This window comes from Lactobacillus sp. ESL0263 (assembly GCF_003692845.1).
Lineage (GTDB): Bacteria > Bacillota > Bacilli > Lactobacillales > Lactobacillaceae > Lactobacillus > Lactobacillus apis.
In genome coordinates, this window is record NZ_REHL01000004.1 from 692,984 (window position 1) to 717,670 (window position 24,687).

The 24,687-nt window shown below is 37.3% G+C and carries 25 protein-coding genes; 2 read left to right on the forward strand and 23 right to left on the reverse strand.

All coding sequences use genetic code 11. The annotated features are described in order from the left end of the window. Nucleotide 1: 1 nt before the first annotated feature. The 6 genes from F5ESL0263_RS05265 to F5ESL0263_RS05290 form a co-directional block, all read right to left on the reverse strand. On the reverse strand, nt 2-1,015 hold the full coding sequence (locus F5ESL0263_RS05265; protein WP_122035405.1) for an ABC transporter ATP-binding protein: 1,014 nt from the start codon (nt 1,013-1,015) through the stop codon (nt 2-4). Between the two features lie 121 nt (nt 1,016-1,136). Beyond that, entirely contained in the window at nt 1,137-1,379 is a 243-nt protein-coding gene (gene acpP, locus F5ESL0263_RS05270) for an acyl carrier protein (RefSeq protein WP_046307130.1), read from the reverse strand. 23 nt (nt 1,380-1,402) lie between these two features. Continuing rightward, nucleotides 1,403-2,401, reverse strand: a complete 999-nt coding sequence (gene plsX, locus F5ESL0263_RS05275) for a phosphate acyltransferase PlsX (RefSeq protein ID WP_122035407.1) — start codon at nt 2,399-2,401, stop codon at nt 1,403-1,405. Nucleotides 2,402-2,419: 18 nt separating this feature from the next. Continuing rightward, complete coding sequence (gene recG / locus F5ESL0263_RS05280) at nt 2,420-4,456, reverse strand: ATP-dependent DNA helicase RecG (protein ID WP_122035409.1); 2,037 nt, start codon at nt 4,454-4,456, stop codon at nt 2,420-2,422. A 1-nt stretch (nt 4,457) separates the two neighbouring features. Next, nucleotides 4,458-6,116: a DAK2 domain-containing protein gene (locus F5ESL0263_RS05285; RefSeq protein WP_074425155.1), complete on the reverse strand. Its 1,659-nt coding sequence runs from the start codon at nt 6,114-6,116 to the stop codon at nt 4,458-4,460. A 21-nt stretch (nt 6,117-6,137) separates the two neighbouring features. Continuing rightward, nucleotides 6,138-6,500 (reverse strand): Asp23/Gls24 family envelope stress response protein, encoded by a 363-nt coding sequence (locus F5ESL0263_RS05290; RefSeq protein ID WP_046307138.1) that lies wholly within the window; start codon nt 6,498-6,500, stop codon nt 6,138-6,140. A gap of 166 nt (nt 6,501-6,666) precedes the next feature. Here F5ESL0263_RS05290 and rpmB point away from each other — a divergent pair, with 166 nt between their 5' ends. Then, nucleotides 6,667-6,852, forward strand: coding sequence for a 50S ribosomal protein L28 (rpmB, locus tag F5ESL0263_RS05295; RefSeq protein WP_046307139.1), 186 nt, complete (start codon nt 6,667-6,669; stop codon nt 6,850-6,852). An 85-nt stretch (nt 6,853-6,937) separates the two neighbouring features. Here rpmB and F5ESL0263_RS05300 read toward each other — a convergent pair whose 3' ends face one another. From F5ESL0263_RS05300 to gmk, 10 genes are all read right to left on the reverse strand, one after another. Next, nucleotides 6,938-7,630, reverse strand: a complete 693-nt coding sequence (locus tag F5ESL0263_RS05300) for a thiamine diphosphokinase (RefSeq protein ID WP_122035411.1) — start codon at nt 7,628-7,630, stop codon at nt 6,938-6,940. Beyond that, nucleotides 7,630-8,283, reverse strand: coding sequence for a ribulose-phosphate 3-epimerase (gene rpe, locus F5ESL0263_RS05305; RefSeq protein WP_122035413.1), 654 nt, complete (start codon nt 8,281-8,283; stop codon nt 7,630-7,632). The genes F5ESL0263_RS05300 and rpe overlap by 1 nt, the downstream gene beginning before the upstream one ends. 7 nt (nt 8,284-8,290) lie before the next feature. Then, entirely contained in the window at nt 8,291-9,184 is an 894-nt protein-coding gene (gene rsgA, locus F5ESL0263_RS05310) for a ribosome small subunit-dependent GTPase A (RefSeq protein WP_122035415.1), read from the reverse strand. After that, nucleotides 9,181-11,160: a Stk1 family PASTA domain-containing Ser/Thr kinase gene (pknB, locus tag F5ESL0263_RS05315; RefSeq protein ID WP_122035417.1), complete on the reverse strand. Its 1,980-nt coding sequence runs from the start codon at nt 11,158-11,160 to the stop codon at nt 9,181-9,183. Before pknB ends, rsgA begins: the two co-directional genes overlap by 4 nt. Continuing rightward, nucleotides 11,157-11,906 (reverse strand): Stp1/IreP family PP2C-type Ser/Thr phosphatase, encoded by a 750-nt coding sequence (locus F5ESL0263_RS05320; protein WP_122035419.1) that lies wholly within the window; start codon nt 11,904-11,906, stop codon nt 11,157-11,159. Before F5ESL0263_RS05320 ends, pknB begins: the two co-directional genes overlap by 4 nt. A 4-nt stretch (nt 11,907-11,910) precedes the next feature. Beyond that, a complete protein-coding gene (gene rsmB, locus F5ESL0263_RS05325) occupies nt 11,911-13,233 on the reverse strand; it encodes a 16S rRNA (cytosine(967)-C(5))-methyltransferase RsmB (protein ID WP_122035421.1) in 1,323 nt (440 codons plus the stop codon). Continuing rightward, the gene (gene fmt, locus F5ESL0263_RS05330; RefSeq protein WP_074425142.1) at nt 13,223-14,167 is read right to left on the reverse strand and encodes a methionyl-tRNA formyltransferase; all 945 of its coding nucleotides are present in this window, start codon (nt 14,165-14,167) and stop codon (nt 13,223-13,225) included. The genes rsmB and fmt overlap by 11 nt, the downstream gene beginning before the upstream one ends. A 14-nt stretch (nt 14,168-14,181) precedes the next feature. Then, nucleotides 14,182-16,581 (reverse strand): primosomal protein N', encoded by a 2,400-nt coding sequence (gene priA / locus F5ESL0263_RS05335; protein ID WP_122035422.1) that lies wholly within the window; start codon nt 16,579-16,581, stop codon nt 14,182-14,184. Nucleotides 16,582-16,644: 63 nt separating this feature from the next. Then, nucleotides 16,645-16,863 (reverse strand): DNA-directed RNA polymerase subunit omega, encoded by a 219-nt coding sequence (gene rpoZ, locus F5ESL0263_RS05340; protein WP_046307157.1) that lies wholly within the window; start codon nt 16,861-16,863, stop codon nt 16,645-16,647. Between the two features lie 2 nt (nt 16,864-16,865). Next, nucleotides 16,866-17,480, reverse strand: coding sequence for a guanylate kinase (gmk, locus tag F5ESL0263_RS05345; RefSeq protein WP_046307159.1), 615 nt, complete (start codon nt 17,478-17,480; stop codon nt 16,866-16,868). A gap of 206 nt (nt 17,481-17,686) precedes the next feature. Here gmk and F5ESL0263_RS05350 point away from each other — a divergent pair, with 206 nt between their 5' ends. Next, a complete protein-coding gene (locus tag F5ESL0263_RS05350; RefSeq protein ID WP_046307161.1) occupies nt 17,687-17,962 on the forward strand; it encodes a hypothetical protein in 276 nt (91 codons plus the stop codon). 40 nt (nt 17,963-18,002) lie between these two features. Here the strand turns inward: F5ESL0263_RS05350 and F5ESL0263_RS05355 are convergent, their stop codons facing one another. Genes F5ESL0263_RS05355 through F5ESL0263_RS05385 form a run of 7 tightly spaced genes read right to left on the reverse strand, consistent with a single transcriptional unit; the run spans nt 18,003 to nt 24,667 of the window. Beyond that, nucleotides 18,003-18,866, reverse strand: coding sequence for a GNAT family N-acetyltransferase (locus tag F5ESL0263_RS05355; RefSeq protein ID WP_122035424.1), 864 nt, complete (start codon nt 18,864-18,866; stop codon nt 18,003-18,005). After that, entirely contained in the window at nt 18,863-20,548 is a 1,686-nt protein-coding gene (recN, locus tag F5ESL0263_RS05360) for a DNA repair protein RecN (RefSeq protein WP_122035426.1), read from the reverse strand. Before recN ends, F5ESL0263_RS05355 begins: the two co-directional genes overlap by 4 nt. A 9-nt stretch (nt 20,549-20,557) precedes the next feature. After that, a complete protein-coding gene (locus tag F5ESL0263_RS05365; RefSeq protein ID WP_122035428.1) occupies nt 20,558-21,367 on the reverse strand; it encodes a TlyA family RNA methyltransferase in 810 nt (269 codons plus the stop codon). A 3-nt stretch (nt 21,368-21,370) separates the two neighbouring features. Beyond that, nucleotides 21,371-22,237, reverse strand: a complete 867-nt coding sequence (locus F5ESL0263_RS05370) for a polyprenyl synthetase family protein (protein ID WP_122035429.1) — start codon at nt 22,235-22,237, stop codon at nt 21,371-21,373. A gap of 1 nt (nt 22,238) precedes the next feature. Then, nucleotides 22,239-22,481, reverse strand: a complete 243-nt coding sequence (locus F5ESL0263_RS05375; protein WP_046307168.1) for an exodeoxyribonuclease VII small subunit — start codon at nt 22,479-22,481, stop codon at nt 22,239-22,241. Beyond that, nucleotides 22,471-23,829, reverse strand: coding sequence for an exodeoxyribonuclease VII large subunit (gene xseA / locus F5ESL0263_RS05380; RefSeq protein ID WP_122035431.1), 1,359 nt, complete (start codon nt 23,827-23,829; stop codon nt 22,471-22,473). Before xseA ends, F5ESL0263_RS05375 begins: the two co-directional genes overlap by 11 nt. Further along, entirely contained in the window at nt 23,819-24,667 is an 849-nt protein-coding gene (locus F5ESL0263_RS05385) for a tetrahydrofolate dehydrogenase/cyclohydrolase catalytic domain-containing protein (RefSeq protein WP_074425126.1), read from the reverse strand. Before F5ESL0263_RS05385 ends, xseA begins: the two co-directional genes overlap by 11 nt. Nucleotides 24,668-24,687: the final 20 nt, after the last annotated feature.

The following is a 24,687-nucleotide window of genomic DNA, read 5'->3' on the forward strand; positions in this document are numbered from 1 at the left end:
ATTACTCCCCACTTGCTTCAGAATCATCAAAGTGGAACGTCTTCCAGCATGTACATCTTACCCAGTGACCTGGCTCAACTTCATGCATGACTGGTTCCTTTTCATGGGCACTCGCAGGAATCCACGGAATTCTATCCGCAAAACGATCCCCTTCACGTGGCATGTTTATCAATGATGGAACGGTTCCATGAATAACGTGTAAATCTTCATCTGTATCATCAGATTGAGGCATTGAGTTCAATAATGAACGTGTATATGGGTGTAACGGATTGTTGAAAATTGTCTTAACGTCTGCTTTTTCAACTACTTGACCGGCATACATAACAGCGACTTCATCAGCTGTTTCTGCCACAACACCCAAGTCGTGCGTAATCAAAATAATACCTGAATGAGATTGCTTTTGAATATCTTCAAGTAAATCAAGAATTTGTGCTTGAATAGTTACATCCAAGGCTGTAGTCGGCTCGTCAGCAATAATAACTTCTGGTTTGCAGGCAATTGCCATGGCAATCACGATACGTTGACGCAAGCCACCTGAAAGTTCGAAGGGATACATTGAGTATGTTTCTTCCGGCTTTGGCATACCAACTTGATTGAACAATTCAATAACGCGTTCATGACGTTCTTTTTCATTCATATCGGTGTGGTAGTACAGAGTTTCTGCAACCTGGTCGCCTACACGCATAAGTGGGTTTAAACTGGCTAGTGGATCCTGGAAGATCATACCAATCTTATTTCCACGAATCTTATCAAATAGAGATTCATTTAAACCGACAAGGTTTAATTCATTATATAGAATATCTCCAGTTACTTTTGTATTTTTATGGTCATATAAACCAATAATACTTGCGGCTATTGTACTCTTACCACAGCCAGATTCACCAACGACTGATAAAATTTCATCTCGCTTCAGAGTAATGTTAACATCGTCTGCTGCATCGTAAAACTTTCCGTTTAAACGATAAGCAGTATGAAGATGCTGGATATCTAGCAAGAGATCACTTTGTTTTTCCAAAGGCCATTTCCCCTCTCAATTTTTCAACAAGTTTATTAAAGATACTTAATAAATTTATTTAATTTCTAATTATATACATCAAAATGGCTATATGCAAATATCAACCTGAAATTTATTGAAATTAATTCTGATGTGAAGCAATGTAACTAACTGCATCGCCAACTGTTTTTATCTTTTCAGCATCTTCATCAGAAATTTCTGCACCAAATTCATCTTCCAATTGTAAAATGAACTCTACTAAATCAATTGAGTCAGCATCTAAATCAGTTGTAAAATTCGTTTCTTTTGTAATCTTGTCTTTAGAGACTTCAAAATTATCGGCTAAAATGTCCTTTATTTTAGTAAAAATTTCTTCTTCAGTCATTATCAATTCTCCTTTATTACTTTTTATTTATCAGTAGCAAATTCAGCCCTAAATTGGTCAATAATATTTTCTTTTAATATTTTATCGACCTGTTTAATTGTAAAATAGACTGCTCGCTTGTCTGAACGTCCATGCGTCTTTACCACAGGAGCATCCAGGCCTAGTAAAACCGCTCCACCGTACTTATCAACGTCAAATTTTGAAACTAAACCTTTCAAGGCATTTTTTATTAATAAAGCACCAATTTTAACCAAAAAACCACTATTTAGCAAATTGTCTTTTAATAAATGAATTAGAACTGAAGACGTTCCCTCAATATTCTTTAAGACGGCATTGCCTGTAAAACCATCTGTTGCCACAACATCGGCTTTACCCTCTAAAAGCTCATTTCCTTCAATATTACCAATGAAGTTTAATTCACTATCAAGTAATAATTGATAGGCTTCTTGATGAACATCGTCACCCTTATCACTTTCAGACCCATTGTTAAGAAGGGCAACGCGTGGATTTCTAATACCGCGGACTTTTTCAGCATAATATGATGCCATTTTAGCCCAATTAAGGATGTACTCAGGTTTGGTCTTGGCATTTGCACCAACATCAATCATGTTAAAACCATCGTCTGAATTTTTAACAGGTAAAGTTGGCATAAATCCTGGACGAGCAATCCCCTTAATCCGACCAATAATAAAAATACCACTAGCCAGAATTGAACCAGAATTTCCTAATGATAAAAGTGCGTCCGCTTTTCCCTGCTTAACATACTGCGCTGCGACAACCAAAGAAGAATCTTTCTTTGTCCTGATTGCTTTAACAGGTTCATCCTCATCATTAATAACTTCTGTTGTACCAACTATCTCTATTTGGTCAGTATCGGAACCGACCAGTTTTTTAATTTTTGCTTGGTCACCAAATAAAATAAATTTGGTTTCTTTTAGCTCTGTTTTTGCCTGCAAAACGGCTTGAACAATGGCTTCTGGCGCATTTTCGCCACCCATTGCATCAATTGCAATTGTTCTCATTTATTTCCACAATCTTTTCTAAGTACGTTCTTGCTGTAATTTTTTATATTCTATCACTTGTTTTAAATTTTTGTGCTCACTATCAGATAATTCTGGATCTTTTTCAACTATATTGTTGGCTACTTGTTGAGCCACAACCATTGTTTCGTAGTTGTTGACCACATTTCCTACCTGAAATTCTGGCAAACCAGATTGTGCACGCCCGAAAAGATCACCTTCACCACGAAGCTTTAAGTCTTCTTCGGCCAGTTTAAAGCCATCGGTTGTCGATGCAATTATTTTCATTCGCGCCTTCCCGGCTTCCGTTTTTGGATCTGCTAAAAAGACACAATAGCTTTGCGTTTTTCCACGTCCAATTCGGCCACGAAGTTGGTGCAACTGACTAATTCCAAAACGATCGGCATTGTAGATAATCATTAAATTTGCATTGGCGACATCGACTCCAACTTCAATCACACTAGTAGTAACTAAAATGTTAATCTCACCAGCTGCAAACTCTGACATAATTTCTTCTTTTTTTGCTCCCGGCATTTGGCCGTGAAGAAGTTCAACACGTTGATCAGGAAAATCATGGCTTAGCTTTTCAAAAAGTTCCTCTGCATTTTTTAAATCAAGCGCTTCAGATTCAGTAATCAGTGGAGTAACAGCATAAATCTGGAAATGTTGTTCTAGCTGCTCACGCATTAGACGGTAAACTTCATCCATCTGATTACCAGTCTTCCAAAAGGATTTAATTTGCTTTCGGCCCGCCGGAAGATGGCGAATTTCAGAAACAGACGTTTCACCATAGACTGTTAAAGCTAGCGTTCTTGGAATTGGAGTTGCAGTCATTGCCAAAGTATCAGGTGCATTACCCTTATTAATCAAAGCTTGACGCTGTCCAACTCCAAAGCGGTGTTGCTCATCAATAATTACGAGTCCTAGGTTTTTAAAAATAACACTTGGTTGAATTAATGCATGAGTTCCAACAACCACATTGATAGTGCCATCGGTCAATTCACGATATATTTCTCGCCGCTCTAGTGTCTTAGTGGTTCCAGTTAAAAGTGCTGTCCTAACTCCAAACGGCAGCAAAAGATCATCTATCTTCTTAAAATGCTGCGTAGCTAAGATTTCTGTTGGCACCATTAAAACCGCTTGAAAACCCGCAGTAACGGCTGCATACATCGCATAGATTGCAACAATCGTTTTACCTGACCCAACATCCCCTTGCAGCAAGCGATTCATTTGCTTATTGGAATGCAAATCAGCAAAGATCTCATTAATAACCTTTTTTTGATCATCCGAAAGATCAAATGGCAATGCTTTGGTCAGTTCATTGATTTCTTCCAAGTCATACTTTTTTGCTATTCCAGTATTTTGGGAATTATGCCTAGTCAGTTCAGCAAGTTCTGTTTGGAAAATAAAAAATTCGCGGAAAATTGCGCTTCTTTTCGCTAATTCTGCTTCACGACCATTTTTTGGATGATGCATTTGCAAAATTATTTGTTGCTCGGGAAGTAAGCGATACTTTTGACGAATTGGTTCGGGAACGATATCCATTACGTCTGGCAAAAAATCCTCCAAAGCTAAATCTATCAACTCAACGAGCTTTTTTTGCCTAATATGATGGTTAACCGAATATATCGGAGCCATTCCGCTGTCATTTTCCTTTGCAGCAACAAATTTAAAGCCAGCCAAACTTTGCCTTGCAAGGTTGTACTTGCCATAAACTGCTACTTCTTTTCCAACTTCAATTTTTTCTTTTAGCCATGGCTGATTAAAAAAATTGACCAAGATTACATCATGGTCAATTCTCATTTTGAAACTAAGTCTACTTTTTTTGTAACCAAATCTGCTAACAAAGGCGTCAGTCGCAACAATCCCTTTTAGCATTACCTTTTGACCATCCATGATCTGATCAAGTGGTATCGTCTGCAATTCATCGTAGCGAAATGGAAAATAAAATAACAAGTCATATATGCTATATATTCCTAAGCTACCAAGAGCAGCAGCAGTTTTTGTTCCTACGCCTTTTAAATTGGTCACAGGAGCAAATAGTTTGTTTGCATCCATTTTACTCTACAGAAATCAAGAAATTATAAACTGGTTGCCCACCATTGTGCACTTCAAATTCAAGATCGTCGTGCTTTTCTTCTAGCGCAGAAACAACTTGATTGGCCTCTTCTTTGTTAGAATCACGACCAAACATCACAGTAATAATTTCTGAATCCTCATCAAGCATTTTTTCAACCATATCAACGGTAGATTGAACTAGATCTTTTTCAGCAACTTGAATATCACCATCAATAATACCTAAAAAATCATTTTCATGGATTTCAATACCATTGATTGTTGTATCACGGTTAGCTTTAGTAACTTCTCCTGAAACGACATCTTCAAGTGAATCAGTCATATTATCAACGTTGTTTTCCAATGTATCATCTGCATCGAAAGACAGCATTGCAGTTAGTCCTTGTGAAATTGTCTTAGTAGGGACAATTCCAACTGGAATATCGCTAACTTCTGCTGCTTGTTTTGCTGCCATTACGATGTTGCCATTGTTAGGTAAAACGATTGCCTTCTTGGCCCCTGATTTCTTAATCGCATCGATAATGTCTTGAGTAGAGGGATTCATTGTTTGTCCACCAGAAATAATCCGGTTTACCCCTTCACTTTCAAACAGCTTACGAATACCGTTACCAGAAGCAACTGCGATTACAGCAAAGTCAACACTTTCTTGCTGTTCTTCGCTATTGTTAACAATCGTCTCGTGTTGAATACGCATGTTATCAATTTTGATTTTACCTAATTGCCCAAATTGGCTGCCATATTCAAAAATTGCACCTGGGTGCTCAGTATGAATATGAACTTTAGCTACTTCATCATCAGAAACAGCTAAAAGCGAATCACCTAATTTAGATAAATGATCTCTAAATTCTTCAAGGTTAAATGGCTTTTTATCAGGTATATCAGCAGTCAAATCAACCATAATTTCTGTACAATAACCATGGTCAATATCTTGAGTAGCTAATTGTGATTGAACGGATTGGTGGTGCATGGCATTAATCATTTCATCCATTTCACCTTCATCTGGTTGGTAACGATCTGCAAAATCTTCGCCAAGAAGACCTTCCAAAAATCCTTCATAGATAAAGAGCAAGCCCTGTCCACCAGAATCAACTACGCCGACTTGTTTTAAAACAGGTAATAAATCAGGTGTTGTCTTCAAAGCTGCTTTGGCACCTTCGACAATCGCCTTCATTACTTCTTCAACATCGTCCGTTTCGTTAGCCTTATTAGCACCTTCTTGAGCTGCTACACGGGCAACAGTTAAAATCGTACCTTCAACTGGTTTCATCACAGCCTTGTAAGCTGTGGCAACACCATTAGAAAAGGCATTTGCAAGTTCTTGAGCGTTTAAAGTCTGCATTCCTTGAGTAGCTTTGTACACACCTCTAAAGAGTTGGGAAGAAATAACCCCACTGTTACCGCGGGCACCCATTAGCATCCCTTTAGCTAAGCTTTCGGTTAGATCACCGACACTATTACTTGGGTTTTCGCTAACTGCCTTTGCTCCGCTTTCAATAGTTAAATTCATGTTTGTTCCAGTATCACCATCAGGAACTGGAAAAACATTCAAGGAGTTAATAAACTCTGCATTTCGACCAAGTCTGTGTGTGGCCACACGGACCATGTCTCTGAACTTTTTACTATCTATTTCCTTTAAAACCAAAATTTATAACCTCCGCTTGAGTTATTCGTCAAGCACTTTAACACTTTGAACGATGACATTAACAGCCTTAGTATCAATTCCAAGTTGATTCTTCAAATTGAATTTAACGCTAGTTTGTACGTTGCGGCTAACTTCAGAAATTTTTAGTCCGTAGCCTACAATAATATAAACATCAACCGTAATACTATTATCTTCTGACTTAACAACAACACCACGTTTATAGTTTGCTCGATTAAGAATTCCGTCAAAGCCATCACGAATGGCATTCTTAGATGCCATCCCAACAACACCGTAATTGGATGTAGCTGCACTACCAACAACAGTTGCAATTACTCCGTTTGAAATATCAATCAAACCATCTTTTGTTTTGATTTTAACAGCCATGTTTATCCTCCGAATCATTGTTCTCAATATTATGAATCTATTTTATCATAGTAATCAAGTAATAATACAAAAATCCATTTATAAAAAATACTTTTCAGGTTGCAATGATTTAGAGAATATGCTATCTTAACTAAGTATGAAAACACAAATAAAGGGGGTTTAGCAAATGGCAAAAGATTATATCACTGGTAAAAAGACCACTTTTGGTAACACACGTTCACACTCACTGAATTCATCACGTCGTACGTGGAAGCCAAACCTTCAAAAAGTTCGTATTCTTGTTGATGGTAAACCAAAGCGCGTATGGGTATCAACTAAGACTTTAAAGTCTGGTAAAGTTACTCGTGCCTAATAAATGGACTGACAAATAGTTTGTCGGTCTTTTTTTGTACTTAAAAAACCACATTCTCTTTTAACTTGAGTAAGTGGCTTTTTCTTTATTTTTGAATATTTTGAAAACGGTCAAGATCACGCGATTGGATTATTGCAATTAACCCCTTCTTAAATGATATATTAAACGTGTCCTGTTTATGCAAAAACTCGTTTGAACTGAGGGAAACTGGATTAGTATTTGAATAGCCAGCAAGATTATACTTGGCGTTTGAGATATTCAGTTCCTGTACTTCATTCAATGTAGCAGCGCCAAAATAAGTGTAATTCTCTATACGTTTCACAACATGCTTGCCAGGGTTTAAAAATGAAATATAATTTTGCTGATCAATTATTTGTATCTTTTCAGCATATTGTCTAAACTCAGGTTTTAACAGCATGAATAAATTAGTCAAAAAATGATCTAGTCTTCCACCAGTTGCACCAATTAAAGATAGTGAGTCGACGCAATAATCATCAAAAGCATAATGCAAAGCAAGTTCGGTATCGGTTAAGTCTTTTTCAGGCACTGAATAACGAATATCAGAAACACTCTGATTAATCCGCAATAACTCTTCTTTTTTCAGAGAATCAAAATCACCTACCGCAAGATCAGGAGTTAAATTTAATTCTTCCAATAGCAAACTTCCACGATCGACACCAATAATAAAAGTTCCTTTTTCACGAGCTTTTACTAGTTTATCCTTTATATCAATAGGCCAAGAAATATTTGGACCGCCTAATAGTGCAATAGCCTTCATTATTCTTCAACAGCTTTTTCTAATTTTTCAATTTGTACTGGAATACTCTTTTGGCAGAATAAATACGACCCCGCAACAAAAATATTAGCTCCAGCGTCCTTAGCCAGTTGAGCAGTTTGGTCGTTAATGCCACCATCAACCTCAATCGGCACTCTTCCTGCTAAAAGTTCATTTGCTTCTTTAATTCGCTCACATGAACCCGAAATGAATTTTTGTCCGCCAAATCCCGGATAAACAGTCATCATCAAAACTTGATCTATTTTAGCTTGGAATTTTTCTAAAACTGAAACTGGTGTATCAGGATTAAGAACGATGCCGGCCTTTATCCCATTTGAATGTAGAAAATCAATCCAGTGATTCAGCTTTTCTTCAGTCATTGCTTCATAATGAAGCAAGATTAAATCTGCTTTTGCTTTAGCAAATTCTGGTACCAAAACATCAGGATTATTACTCATTAAGTGAACTTCTGCTTCTAAATCAGGAAATTCAGCTTTAAAATCACTGACTAGTTGCGGGCCAAATGACAGATTTGGTACAAAATGGCCGTCCATAATATCAATATGAAAACGCGTAATCCCATTTTCAGCAGCAATGGCAATATCATCCTTCAAATTCAAATTATTAATATTTAGAATTGATGGTGCAATCATTATTGTCTCCTTATTTTAAATACTCCGGCATCCTACCATTCTCAATTTCTGAGCGCATCTGTAAATAATTATCATAACGGCTTTGTGTGATTTCCTGCTTTTCAACCAGGTTTTTGACCTCGCATTTAGGTTCCTTGATATGTTGGCAGCCACGAAACTTGCATTTAACACTTGCTCGTTTAAATTCAACAAAGTAATTACATAAATCATTAATCTTAATTGGTGTAAAGTCAATCGCAGAAAAGCCTGGTGTATCAGCTAAAAAGCCCTCACCAAGTGGGAACAGTTGAACTGTTCTAGTAGTATGCTTACCACGGTTCAAACTGGTAGAAATTGCAGCAGTTTCCTGCTCTATATCTTGTTTCAGATGATTAATCAATGTTGATTTTCCAGCACCAGATTGACCAGCCAGAGTCCAAATTTGTTGAGACTCAATTGCTGACGGCAATTTCTTTGCCAGTTCTTCCCATTGGTAAAAAACTGGATAACCTATTTTTACGTAGTAAGACAAACTAGCTTTAATTTCGGCCAATTTTTCTTCATCGACCAAATCGCTTTTTGAAAGATAAATACTAACTGCAACTTTTTGCCAAGAAAAGAAGGTTAGATACCTATCTAATAATTGAAGCGAAAAATCAGGCTCAACAGCTGAAATCACCAGTAAAACATGATCTACATTTGCTAGTGCAGGACGGCCAATCAAGTTAACTCGAGGCAGGATTTCTGTTAAATAGCTTGTACCCTGTTCGTCTACTTGAATTTTTACATGGTCGCCAACAGTGGGCTTTTCCTTATTTTTACGGAAAAGTCCTCGCGCTCTTGTGCGAACAATTTGGTTTCCAGTTTGAACATCATAAAAACCAGAAATTAGTCCAACAACTATTCCCTCAGTTTGTTTAATCATCTATTTACCTTTTCGTTTAGTATAGTTTGACCATCCCTGACAACACGTAATTCACCTGCTCCATCCTTTAACGAAAATGGAATTGAGAAGTTCATGTCTCTTTTTATGTACAAATCACGGTAAATATTATTAATTGAGTGATCGTCATCAGAAACATAGATTTGAATGTGATTACCTCTTCTGTTAGGCGAATCATCATCATCATTATCTTGATACGTTACTGTAAATGTTTTAATCGCAGTATGGTCTCGTTCAATTTTTGGACCCTCAGAAACACTAACCATTATTGTACTTCCGTGAGGGACATGTGTTCCGGGGGCGGGACTCATGGAAATAACCATGCCCTTCTTTACTTTCTTTGAATAAGCAGGACTGACTTGCAAAATCAAACCATGCCGACGAACATATTCTTGAACTTCTCGCAATGTGTAATCTTTAAAATCAGGAAGCTTAACAGTATCATTTTTTTCGTGATCATCTTGTCCCTTTGAAACGACCAAGGTGATCGTTGTTTCCGCTGGCTTTACTTCTACTCCAGCAGCAATACTTTGCGAAACCACATGATCAATTGGAACGCTATCAGAAAATTGGTTTTCGCGGATAACGTCAAAACCCATTTTTTCTAGTTTAGCAACCGCTACTTGATACGAATCGCCTGACACATCTGGCACTTTAGCCATTCCAACGCCATCAGAAACTTTTAAGTCAACAAATCTACCTTTTTTTGTCATTCTACCGGCTGGTGGTGATGTTGAAATAACTTTACCTCGACCAATTCGCTCTGAATTTTGGTGCCTTATTTTGCCCACCTTCAGACCGACTTGTTCAATTTTTTGGCGCGCAGATTCTTCGGACAAATTAGTAACATCTGGAATTCTTACTTCACTTTGGCTGTTACTGGTAACAACCAAAAGCAATAATCCAACCACTAAAACAGCTGCTAGCCCCATAAAGAGCCACCACCATTTATGAGTTTTTAATGTTTGCCAAAAATTACCTTTAGTTGAAGGCTTATTATTTTTATCGCCTAATGTCTCTTCTTTTGCTTGATTACTATCTTCTCGCTGACGATTAGCCTTAAAATCAGGTAAAATTATAGTTTCATCGTCACTTGTGCCATGTGTTGGTACAAAAGTAGGTTCATTAACTCGAGCAGGATCCAAACTGGTATCAATGTCCGCACGCATTGCACTTGCTGAAACATAGCGATCCCGCGGATCCTTAGCGGTTGCTTTTAGCACAACATTTTCTAGAGCTTGCGGAACCTTCGCATCTTTTTCTTTAATCGATGGAATTGGCTCTTGGGCATGTTTAAGAGCAATCGCGACTGCAGAGTCGCCATTAAATGGAACTGAGCCAGTTATCAGCTCATAGAGAATGATTCCAAGTGAGTAAATATCTGATTGTTTAGTAATTAACCCACCACGTGTCTGTTCAGGAGACATGTAATGCACTGAACCGAGCGCAGAGTTTGTCTGCGTAATTGAATTTTGGTTTAATGCAACTGCTATGCCAAAATCGGCGATTTTAATATTACCGTGTTTATCCATCAAAATATTTTGTGGCTTTAAATCACGGTGTATCACATTATGCTTATGCGCCAATGTCATTGCACTAAGTATTTGATCCATAATTCGAATCACATCATGCAAATTAAGTGGTGAATTCTGAATAATATAGTCTTTTAAATCAGGTCCATCTACGTACTCCATTACCATGTATGGCAAGCCCTGATCAGTGCCTACATCTAAGACCATCACAATATTAGGATGACTTAATTCACTGGTAGCTAGCGCTTCACGTTGAAAACGTGCTACAGTTTGCGGCTCTTTTTGTAGATCTAGCCTTAAAATTTTAACGGCAACTTTCCGCTGTAAAATGATGTCTTCAGCTAAATAGACATTTGCCATTCCGCCTTCACCTAATGTATCGATTATGCGATAGCGGTCGCCTAATAAATAGCCTTTATTAATCAACGTGAGCCACCACCTTCATTTAGGACTAGACAAACGGTGATGTTATCGCCGCCACCAAGACGATTTGCTTCATTAATTAGCTTATGGCAGCGGTCTTTGAGTGATAGATCCTTAGTGGCTAAAATTTGTTGAATTTGCGGATCAGTCAAAGAATTGGTTAGGCCATCTGTACACAGCAAAATAAGGTCGTCATCATTGAAGGGGATTTCACGAAATTCAGGATCAATTGTGCTTGAAACGCCAAGTGACTGTGTAATGATATTTTTTTGCGGATGGGTTAAAGCTTGCTGCTTAGTAATTTGCCCCATTTTAACTAGCTCATTAACAAGAGAGTGATCTTCAACTAGTTGAACAAATTTTCCTTCTGCATAACCGTAAGCACGTGAATCACCCAAATGAGCAATCAAAGCTTGCTGGTCAAACACAACTGCCAAAACAATTGTAGTGCCCATTCCATTTAAATCAGGAAAACGATCTGCTGTGCGCAAAATCGTTTCATTTTCAGAGCTTAATTGGACATCAAGCCATTTATGAGCATTTGCACAATCACTGAAATCGGTCTCGCTAAAGCTGTGACCTAAGTGGCTAACAGCCATGGTTGAGGCAACGTCACCACCTTGGTGACCACCCATGCCATCACAAACGATTGCCATCGTCGCTCCACTTTTGTTTTTAAAAACTTGTACAAAATCTTGGTTGCTTTTACGTATTCGTCCAATACTTGAAGCAAATGCTGTTTTAATCAAAATGTTAACCTCGTGCTATAAACTTGGCAATAAAGAAGCCATCACTGCCATAACTGTCCGGTAAAAGCTTAATTAAACCATTTGGCGCATCCATATTACCTGCGGTGAATGACTGTAATTCAAACTCCGGATGCTCTTTTAGGAAAATTTCTACAACGTCCTCGTCTTCTTCACTTGCGATCGTACAGGTAGAATATACTAGCTCTCCATTCTGCTTTAGTAATTGACTAACATGATCAAGAATCGCCAACTGAATTTTTTGCAACTTGGTTAGGTCAGCTAGAGTTTTATTGTAGCGAATTTCTGGTTTTCTTCTAAGTAATCCTAATCCTGAACAAGGAGCATCCACTAAAATCTTATCAAAAGAATTTTTGCTAAATTCACTATCCACCTTGCGAGCATCCATTTCCTTGGTGATTACCCGCTCAGCTACATTCATTCGTTCAGCGTTTTGCTTAACCAAGCGTAGTTTATTGGCATGAATATCCAACGCCGTAACTGTGCCACTGTCTAGGTTTTCAGCAATCTGCACTGTTTTACCGCCTGGGGCACTACAGGCATCGAGAACTTTTTCATTTCCTGTAAAATCAAAAGCGCTCACTGCTAAGCTAGCAGCTTCATCTTGAATGGTTAGTTTACCAGATTTAAATAAGTTAGTTGAACTAACACCGCCATGATCCAAAACCAATTCTTCACTCGTCAATTGGGAAGGTTGTGGCGAGAAGCCTAATTCATTCAATTCACTGGCAACTTCATTTGGATTCGCCAATCGAGAAAGACGAACAGTATTTTTAGCTGGTTCATTAATACTTGCCAAAATACTTTCTGTTCGTTCAATTCCCCAATGATCAACTAAGTACTTAACTAACCATTCTGGGACGCTTTCTTTGACGCTTAAATAATTTATCTGCTGCTCTTTTTCAGGTAAAACTGGTCCACGTCTAATTAAAGAGCGCAAGATTCCATTAACTATTTTATAGCCAGTCGAATTACGCTTTCCAAACTGTTTAGCCAAAATATTAGCTTCGTTTAAAACTGCTCGGTTAGGAACTTTATCCATAAAAAAGAGTTGATAAGCTGACATTAATAACAATGGCTTTAGATAGTCTTCTTTTAGCTTGGTTTTGATTAAATCATGCAATTGAAATTCCAAATAAATCTTATATTGAACCGTACCATAAACAAGCCTGGTGGCAAAGTTGCGGTCAGTTTCCGATAAACTAGAATTGCGCAAGCTATTATTCAAGCTAATATTTGAATATGAGCCATCATTAAATATGTGTATTAAAGTTTCTAAAGCAATAAAGCGAGCACTTTTATCCGTCAACTACTTGTTCTCCTACTTTAAACTTACTACCTTGACCATTCAAAAAGCTCTGAATTGACATTTTCTTCTTTCCAGCTGGTTGAACTTCTAGCAGATTCAAAACGGTGCCTTCCGCAAAACTAATTGCGAAACGATTATCATTAGCAACTAAACTTCCAGCGGGCAAAGTTGTTTTTTCTTCAGAAACTTGAGCTTGCCAAACTTTAAGTCGACTATTTCCAAGCATTAGGTAAGCACCTGGATCAGGATTGAGTCCTCTAATTAAGTTATTTGCTTGTGACGCAGTTAACGTCAAACTAATCTTTTCTTGTTGCTTGCTGATATTCGGAGAGAAAACGACCTGGTCAGAATCCTGCGCCGTTTTTTCATCTGGATGAGCAATTATATGTGGAAGTGTCTCTAAAAGCAAGTCTCGACCAACAAGTGATAATTTATCAAAAACGCTACCAGTAGTATCATCAGGCTCTATCTTAATTGCCTTTTGCGCATAAATGTCACCTGCATCCATTTCCTTGACCATTTCCATAATAGTGATACCAGTTTCTTGATCGCCATTAATCACAGAATATTGAATTGGCGCTCCACCACGATATTTAGGTAAAAGTGAGCCGTGAACATTAACCGCAGCAATTTTAACTGAGTTTAAAAATTTAGTTGGTAAAAATTGACCATATGCTGCTGTAACAATAAGATCAGCGTGCATTTCAATCAGCTCTTCGACTTCTTCAGAACGAGCCAACTTAGTAGGCTGATAAATCGGTAAATTGAGTTCTTCAGCTGCCACCTTAACAGGCGTTTTAGTAACTTGCTGCTTTCGACCAACCTTTTTATCCGGTTGCGTCACTACAGCCTTGATTTCATAATTATTTTCGACTAGTCCTTTTAAAATTGGTACAGAAAAATCTGGTGTTCCCATAAAAATTATTGATGTCATTAAACATATCCCCTTTACATGATTCGTTCTGGTTCATTGTCGATATAAATATTTAATCCATATCTCTTCACTTTTTGTGCAGAATCCTGGATTTGATGTAATAAGCTATTTAAATTGTCTTCTTTTTTATATTTTACCAGTATTTGATAATAATATTGATTTTTTAGGCGAGAAATTGCGCTTGGTGATGGTCCTAAGATAATTGCCGAACTACTCAAATGTTGCTGAAGTTGCTTTTTAATTTTGAATGCTTCCTTAGCAGCATTTTGCTCATTTTTAGATGCAACAGAAACCAAAACAGTATAAAAGTATGGCGGATAATTACCAGCATGACGCACTTTCATTTCATAAGCATAAAAATTCTCGTAATCCTGTTTTTTAGCAAATTTAATAGCGTAATGATCTGGATTGAAAGTTTGTATTATGACTTCACCAGTCTTTTCAGCACGTCCTGCCCGACCAGCTACTTGTGTCAAAAGCTCAAAGGTACGTTCAGATGCATTATAATCTGGCACCCACAAACCCGTATCGGCATTGATTACACCAACTAAAGTTACATTGGGAAAATCCAGTCCCTTGGCTATCATCTGTGTGCCCAATAGAATATCTGCCTCATGATTTCCAAAAGTATCAAGAATTTTTTTAAAAGCACCTTTTCTTCTCGTTGTATCAACGTCCATCCGTAACACTCTTGCTTTGGGTATTAGCTCATTTAACTCTTCTAACACCTTCTGCGTTCCGGTACCTAAAAATCTGATTCGTTTACTGTGACAATTTGGACAAATTTGTGGAATTGCAGTTGTATAGCCACAATAATGACACTGCATTTGTTGGGTATCCTTATGCATTGTCAATGAAAGGTCACAATTAGGACATTTCATTACGTAACCACATTCACGACAAAGCATAAAACTGGCAAAGCCGCGCCGATTGAGCATTAAAATGACTTGTTCCTTTTTTTGCAGTCTTTGCTTGATTGCATCAACTAATTGAATTGATAAATCAAGTTGGTTACCTGCAAAATCAGCCTTTTTTAAGTCTATTAAATTTACTTCAGGTAGTTTCTTGGCATTGGCACGTTTTGGAAGTTCTAATAACTGATAAACACCTTTCTGGGCTCTAGCACGGCTATCAAGAGATGGAGTAGCACTACCCAGAACTAAAGGACAAGAATTGTATTTACTACGCCAAATTGCAACATCCCGTGCATGATAACGCGGATTGTCTTCTTGCTTATAAGACGATTCATGTTCTTCATCAATTACAATTAAACCGATGTTAGTTAAAGGAGCAAAAACGGCGCTTCGTGCACCTACTACAACATGAACTTCTCCGCGTCTTATACGGCGCCATTCATCATATAATTCTCCTTCAGACAAACCACTATGCAATACAGCAATTTGATCACCAAAACGATTTTTTACTTGCTCGACCATCTGCGGTGTTAGTGAAATTTCAGGTACTAGCATTAACGCATTTTTGCCCAGTTCAAGTGTCTTACTAATTGCATTCAAGTAGACTTCAGTTTTGCCACTACCCGTAATCCCCTCTAGTAAAAAAGTCTTAGCCGTTTTAGTTTGAATCGCAGGGGTAATTTCAGCAAGTGCTTCTTTCTGGTTCTCATTTAACTCAACCTTTGGTTGACTTGCTTTAGACCGTCCATAGCTAGCTATTGGATCACGATAAATTTCAGTTTGACTTCTTTCAAGCCAACCTTTTTTAATCGCGCTTGTTAAAGTTTCTGTTTTGAGCTGAGCCCCTTGCTCAAGTTCATTTTGCATCATTGGAAATTGTTCATAATTTTCAATGACAAACATTAATAGTTGTCGCTGCTTAACGGCATTTGTACGAAGCTCTTCATACAAACTAATATAATCTTTTTTAGCTAAAGTAAGTTCATAACAATTGGCTGTTTTTACTTTGGCACGATTTTCAACTAAATATTCTATCTTGGCATCTTGACTGCGCAGCAAGCTATTAATGCGACCAATCTCTTGATTATCAGTCACATTAGCTAAATCAATTGGATCACCGTGAAAGTATGGCATTTTTTTTGCTTCGTTGGTTATTGGTACCAAGATCTTGCGGTAATTTGCCCGCATCACTCTTGGGAGCATTGTCTTAAGAATCGAAATTCGATAGGCAAAAATCCGATTAGACAGCGCGTTAGATAATTCAACTAATTCTGGTGTTAACGGTGGCATTTCATCTACTACTAAAAGTAAATCTTTTAATTCGCCCTGATATTTGCTTTTTTCACTGAGGCCAACGACAAAGCCCTGCAATTTACGTGAACCAAATGGTACAAATACTCGTGAGCCAATTTCTACACCATCTAAGTCATCTGGTACATGATATTCAAAAATGCGGTCAGTCTGTTTTGCTGCAATATCAATTACTACTTGCGCAATCATTTAATCATCCTTAAAAAAATAACCTCCATCCCAAAAGAGATGGAGGTTAAATAATTCAACCAACTACTGATTAACCTCGCGATGGCTTGAATCGACGGTAACTTTACCGGCTTCAATCTCTTCAAGGGCCTTTCCGACGGGCTTTAATGATTTATATTCTTTCAATGCCTCTGGATCACCAGCTTCAAGTTCATGTGCACGCTTAGCAGCAAGAACTGATAATGAATATCTTGAATCCACTTGGGCTAATAATTTATCAATCGATGGATATGTAACTCTCATCTTTAATCCTCCCTAACCATTTTACGGTAAGTATCAATAACGCGTTTTACACTGACATGTTCAGCATCTACGATTGCCTTAATATGATCAACTGCATTTGCAACAGTATCATTGACCACCGCATAATCATAATCTTGCATGACTAAAATTTCATTACGCGCCTGCTTGATTCTTCCCATAATAACATCTTCAGACTCAGTCCCACGATTTTCTAGGCGTTGATGTAATGTATGCAAATCTGGTGGCGTTAAAAAGATAAAAACTCCGTCAGGCATTTTTTCTCGTACCTTTTTTGCTCCATTAACATCGATTTCCAGCAGTACATCTTTGCCTTCTTCAAGCATTCGCTTAACCGGTACTAAAGGTGTCCCATAAAAATGATCAACGTACTTATTATATTCTAAAAGTTCACCTTGGTTAATGGCTTCTTGAAATCTTTCTTCGCTAACAAAGTAATAATCTTTACCATCTACCTCGCCCGGTCTAGGTTTTCTTGTTGTCATCGAAACCGAATATTCAAACGGAAAAACTTTACCATCTACGATTGCACTTTTCACAGTGCCCTTTCCTACTCCTGAAGGACCAGAAAGAACAAGCAACAAGCCTTTTTCTGTCATGCCATACTCCCCTAATAAAAGCTATTATGTCTAGTTTGCACTAAATGCAGAATATTTTCAAGTTCTACCTATTTATTATGTACAACAAGGAATTTTAAAGTAGCGCATGATGGAAATTATTTTTGGAAAAAGTATTGTTTTTCTGAACAAATGTTCTTATAATATAAAGAGTCAAACAAGTGTTCGAGAAAACTGAGGTATGATTGATGAAAAACTCACTTAAAAAAATCTATCACTATTTATTTGATTATGACATTGATAAACTGAGTATTTATGACCAATATCACAGTGAAATTCTATCTTCTTTAGAATTTGCTTTACTTCACCGGGCTTATGTCCTATTAAGATATCAAGATGGTACTAGTGAAATTGGCCAGGTCATTAAGCACATTTCTGCAGGACGCTTTGCCTTGCGCACAACTAACCAAAAGCTAATAAAAGTTATTGACTTAGATAATATTTTTAGGGTCGATTTAGCTTAATAAAAAAAGAGTTGAGAAATATTTCTCAACTCTTTTTTTACTATTTTTCTTTCACTAAATAGTAAGTTTCACTAACTATTTTTAAGCCAGCATTTTGATATGTCCGAACTGCCGCTATGTTATCAGGTTCCACATCAAGCGAAAACTCGTTTATTCCTTTTCTAATCAAAATTTCCATCATTTTTTTAATAAAGAAACTAGCATATCCATGTCCCTGATAGTCGCGAGCAACAAATAAACCAAAGAAATACCCGTCATCAACAGCACAATAGCCAATCACGTCTTCTTTATAAGTTAAAACAAAACTCAGCATTTGATCATCAGCCAAACTTTCGGCAATATAAGTTTTAGCGTTCGCAATATCTAGATCAAAAGCTACACTATAAATACTTGCAACATTATTAAAATCCGTTTTGACCATCTGACGCACGCCTAGTATGCGATTCAGTTTATCATCTTGAAAAATTTTCTCTGGATTTTGTGTACTCATATGATAGTCAGCAGCATCAACTTTTAAATTATTATTGGACAAATAGGTCGGATTTTGTTCTATAAAAGCTTTCTCGCTAACAAAATCATAGTTCTGATAACCATATTTATTCAGAATCTTTTTTGCACGCTTAATCATTTCAGTAGCTACGCCTTGTTGACGTTTTTTGGGCGCTACTTCCACATGAATGTCGACTTCTTCATCCGGCTTCTCATCAGCATAAAGCATTGTTAGACCTATTAGCTCTTCATTATCATAAGCTAGAATAAAAGTGGGCATATCCTTAAAATAATTGTATTGATTACTTAAATAGATATCACAAAAAGTTTTATCGTGTTCATGAATTACTTTAGCTAGCTGACGAGCCTGCTTCACTTCTTTAGAATCTAATTTTATTTTTTCGAGATATCTCATTCTTTCTTTTTAAAACTCCTCATTAGGTCTTTCGCGTTTTGTTTTGCAGCTTGAGTAACATCGCTTCCTGCCATCATTTCGGCAATTGCAGTTACTGTTTCTTCCTGGGTTAATGGACCTATTTGAGTGTAGGTTGCACCATCTTTAACTTCTTTGGCAACTAAGTACTTTTGATCACTAGCTGCAGCTACTTGAGGCGAATGAGTTATGGCAATAACTTGTTTATTTTGTCCAATTGAATGCAATTTCTTTCCAATTGCCGCTGAAACTCTTCCAGAGACACCAGTATCAATTTCATCAAAAATCATTGTTCCTACAGGTTCAACCCGACTAAAAATTGCTTTAAGCGCTAAAATCAACCTTGATTGCTCACCACCTGAAACAATTTTTACCAATGGCATTAAATCTTCTCCCGGATTAGGAGCAATTAGGAACACAACTTCATCTGTTCCCTTTTTGGTGAAACCCTTAGTAGTCGAAATATCTATTGCAAAACGGGCCTTTGCCATGTATAAGTCTTTAAGTTCTTGCTTAATCTTCTCTTCTAATGTATTTGCAACTTTTTCACGCATCTGATGAAGTTTCTTTGCTTCTTCAGTTAGCTTACTTTCAACTTGAGCTACTTCTTTTTGCAGTTTTTCTTCATCCAGACCGCCAGTTTCATATTGACTCAACTCTTTTTGTACTTTTTCATAAAAAGCAAACACATCCTGCAAAGTAGGGCCATACTTTTTCTTCAGCGAATTAAGTAAATCTAATCTACTTGTAACATATTGATAGCGTTCCTCATCAAAGTCCATTTCATCTAAGACATTTGATAGTTCACTTCGGGCATCACTTAATGCAAAGACACCGTCATCAATTGTTTTGGCAATGTCCTTAAACTTAGCACCATATTCGCCGAGTTCATTTGCAGCACTTTGAGCATTACCTAGTAGTGTTTCCAAACCATGTTCGTCATCATCGTACAATTGCATTAAGTAATTTGCAGTATCCACGATTTTTTGATAGTTACTTAATTCGTTGTATTCTTCTTCTAGTTGCTCGTCTTCTGCTGGATCAGTTAAGTTGGCAGAAGATAATTCTTCACTTTGAAAGGTTAAAATATCCTGCTTTTGGGCTAACTCTTGAGCGTCACTTCGCAAATGGTTCAACCGGTCGCTTAACTTTTCCCAAGTAGCGAAATTGTCTTGGTACTCCGCTAGCTCTTTTTTAAATTGTTCTGGAGCGTAATTATCAACTAAATCAATTTGCCGGTCCTGATCCATTAAAATTTGTTGATCATTTTGACCGTGAATATCAACCAGATAATAACCCAATTCTCGTAAAACGTTAATCGTCGTTAACTGTCCATTAATTCTGACTACATTACGACCTTTAACGGCAAGCTCCCTACTAATCACAAGTTGCCCGTCTGAAATAGGCAAGCCATACTGCTCACATAGTTCTGTAATTTTAGCGGCTTGATTATCAATTTCAAAAAGACCTGTAATAACAGCCTTCTTTTCACCACTACGAACCATTTCTTTTTGGCTTCTTCCACCCATCAATAGTGAAACTGCATCAATAATAATCGATTTACCAGCACCAGTTTCACCAATTAGCACTGTCATATGTTCTTGAAAGCGAACCTTCAAAGCCTTAATAATGGCGAAGTTTTTAATATCCAGTTCAACTAACATAATTATCTCCTAAAGCTCAGCAACTGCTCTTTCAACAACTTCTTCAGGGGTTCCTGACCATAGCATTTGCCCACCATTTTCTTCACTTTTTTGCAAATGAATTAAAAATTCAATATTGCCTTTGCCACCTTTAATTGGTGAATAATCAAGGCCTAGCACGTTAAAGCCTATTTCACGCGCTTTTTCGATGGTATGTTCAATTACATTGCAATGAACCTGGTGGTCATGAACAATTCCGTGTTTACCAACATTTTCTGGCCCCGCTTCAAATTGAGGCTTAATTAGGCAAACAGCATCACAATCATTTTTAAGAATGTCGTACATTGGCGGCATAATTAGATCAAGTGAAATAAAAGAAACGTCAGTCATCGCAAAATCAGGTAATCCTTGGGTAAAATCTTCAGGTTTACTAAAACGGAAATTTTGCTTTTCCATGACCACAACGCGTTTGTCATCTCGCAACTGCCAAGCCAACTGATTGTATCCTACGTCAAGTGCATACACCATTTTGGCGTGGTTCTGTAGTGCAACATCTGTAAAACCACCGGTAGAAGCTCCAATATCAAGACATATTTTATCTGTTAAATCAATTTCGAACGATTCAAGGGCTTTTTCGAGCTTAAAACCCCCACGTGAGACATATTTTTTATCCGACTTTTTAATATAAAAATGTTCATCTTCAGGAAAACTTGTTCCACTCTTATCAATCCGCTGATGATTGTGATCCGAAACCAAACCAGCCATAATTGCTCGCTGTGCCTGAGTTCGAGAGTTAAAAAGTCCTTGTTTAGCTAATAGTATGTCAGCTCTTTCTTTCATTTTTTAGAGCACCTTTTGATATAAATCTAGAAAACCAGTTAAAACTCCATTGTTAAGACTCGTTAAATTTGCTTTTGCCTCAGCAATTAATTTGGTCAGTTCTCTTCTACTTTGTTCAATACCAAGAATTGTTAAAGTATTGTTCTTACCATTTTCTTGGTCCTTGTGAGTTGCTTTTCCAGCCTCTTTACTAGTTTGAACGACATCAACTAAATCATCATAAATTTGGTATGCTCGACCAAAATTATCGGCAAATTTAATTAGATTTGTCTTACTATTTTCATCTGCTCCCGCATATACAGCACCCATTTTGACACAAGCTTCAATCAAGCAACCAGTTTTTAACCATTCCATTCGATCAATTAAAACTTCGTCATCAGCCACACTTGCATTATTGGTTGAATCAATGTCAAGATATTGTCCTCCAACCATACCGTTGGGTCCAACTGCTGAGGTAATAATTTCAACCAATTCATAGGACTTGCTGCCTTCTGCAATCCATTGAATTCCTAATGGAAGCAATGCGTCTCCAGCCAATATTGCTTCAGCTTCACCCCATTTTTTATGACTGGTTAATTTGCCACGACGATAATCATCATTATCCATCGCAGGTAAATCATCATGAATCAAAGAATACGTGTGGATTAGTTCGATACCACAAGCAATTTGAACTTCAGAATTCGTAATGTCCTTATTTAAAGAATCTAAGGTAGCCAGAAACAATAAGGGCCGCAGTCTTTTACCACCAGCCATTACTGAATAGGTCATAATTTGACTTATTTTTTTGTCATCAACGTCTTGTTTTAAATGTTCCTCTAAATATTGATCAATTTTGGGTGTCCATTTTTTTCTAAATTCTACAAAATTCATATTATTCTTCCGGTGCTGCAGCGTCATTTGGATCTAATTGATGTTCTGTACCATCACTATCAATTAATTTGGCAACAGTCTCCTCTGCTTCCGTTAAACGTTTGTTTAAGTCCTTACTCAGTTTTACTCCAGTTTGAAATTCAGTCAATGCATCTTCTAAGGCTACATTACCATTTTCAAGGTTGCTAACAATTTTTTGTAATTCATTTAATTCTTCTTCGAAGTTATTTTTCTTAGTTGCCATTTTCGTTTCTCCTAACTGCTTTTACAACAGCCTGTGCTTTACCATCTTTAAAATTAATGTTTATTTCATTATTCTTCTTCAATTGATCCACAGAAGTAATTGTCTTCTGCGTATCATCAGTTACATAAGCATAACCACGATCAAGCGTCATTAAGGGGCTGTAGTCGTTCAATTGCTGACCGGCTTGAGCCAAATGATGCCTTTTTTCGCGTAAAAGCGTCTGCATATTGGAAACTAGTTTTTGGTAGAAAAAGTTCTCTTGTTGAAGCACTTGCTCAATTTTCTTTTCTGGATTCACACCAACTAGCTTTTGCTTTGTAAGTTGATATTGTTGTCTTTGCCGCTCAAGTAGATGAATCATGCTACTGTGAAGCCGCTCACGTAATAAATCGACGGTTTGGGCCTGCTCGTCATATAGTCTGGCCGGTTCTCTCATAATGACCGAATTGTTAATACGATTCAAATATTCACGTCTAACTCGAATAATATTCTGCATACTTGCCAATAGGCTGCTTTGTAATTGATGAATATTAGCTAATTCATCAGGCAAGTTAGGTGTTGCATATTCAGCTGCAGCAGTGGGTGTTGCAGCACGGGCATCAGCCACCAAATCACACAAGGTAGTATCAGTTTCATGACCAACTGATGAAATAACCGGCATACTCATATCATAAACTTGCCGAACCACTTTTTCTTCATTAAAAGGCCACAAATCTTCAAGCGAGCCACCACCTCTACCAATAATCATGACATCATATTTGTCACCATAACTGGTAATTTGTTTCATTGCTTCCACCAAAGAATCTGCAGCACGATCTCCTTGAACTTGAGCAGGAAATAAATCAACTTCGGTATGAGGAAATCTGCGATTGACAGTAACCAAAATATCATGAATTACTGCTCCGGAAGCACTTGTAACTACTGCAATATGATCTGGAAACTTTGGCAATGGCCTCTTATGGGCTTCATCAAACAAACCTTCGTCAGATAATTTTCTTTGCAATTGTTTTAACTGCTCATATAGTGCCCCAAGACCAGCAGGTTCCATTGATTCGGCATAAAACTGGTAGGTTCCCTGAGGACCATATACACTTACATAACCCGAAATATAGACCTTCATACCCTCTTCAGGCTTGAATTTAACCTTATCAAAATATGAACGGAACATTACCACATTTATTTTGGATTTTTCATCTTTCAACGAAAAATATTGATGAGAATTTCTGCGATAGCGAAAATTAGACAGTTCACCTTGAAGAAAAACTTTATGCAAATACGGATCATTTTTGAACTTCTGTGTAATATAGTAATTCAGATCCGTAACTGTAAGATACTTATTATCTGCCATTTTTTCTCCTTGTTAGTTTAACAACTTGCTCCATCAATGATTCTACAGTTAAAGGACCAATTCCTCCAGGGACTGGCGTAATAAAGCTCACTTTAGGTTTAACCAATACAGTATTAACATCCCCAACAGTTTGATTGTTAACTCTATTAATGCCAACATCAATCACCACTGCATTTTCTTTGACCATCTCTGGCGTAACCAAGTTAGCGTGTCCAACAGCTGAAACAAGTATATCGGCATTTTTGGTATATTCAGCAAGCTGTTTTGTTTTTGAATGCAAAATAGAAACTGTCGCATCTCGTTCTAGCATTAAAGCAGCTAATGGCTTGCCAACAATACTACTACGACCGATGATTACCACTTTTTTGCCATGTAACTTAATTTGATAGTGATCAAGTAATGCCAATACACCATGAGCTGTTGCAGGTTCGACATAATGGTCACCGCGCCATAAACGGCCTACATTACTCGGCGTCAAACAATCGACATCTTTTTCTGGATCGATATGTTCCAATGCTTCATTGAGGTTAATTTGCGGTGGGACCGGTAACTGGATCATAATACCGTAAACTTTTTTATCCTGATTTAACCGATCAATCAGAGTTAACAAAGACTGCTGACTCTGTGTTTTAGGCAGTTGATAGACTTTTTGAACAATTCCAATTTCATCTGCTCGCCTTTTTTTAGTTTTAATATAGAGCTTACTACTTGGATCATCACCAATATTAATTACGCAAAATAATGGAACTATTCCCTGACTTTTTAATTCACTAACCTGTGTCTTTAGTATAGCCGCGCGCTCATCAGCTAAGTTCTTTCCATCTAGAAATTGACCCATTAGTTTATTCCTTTTTTAAA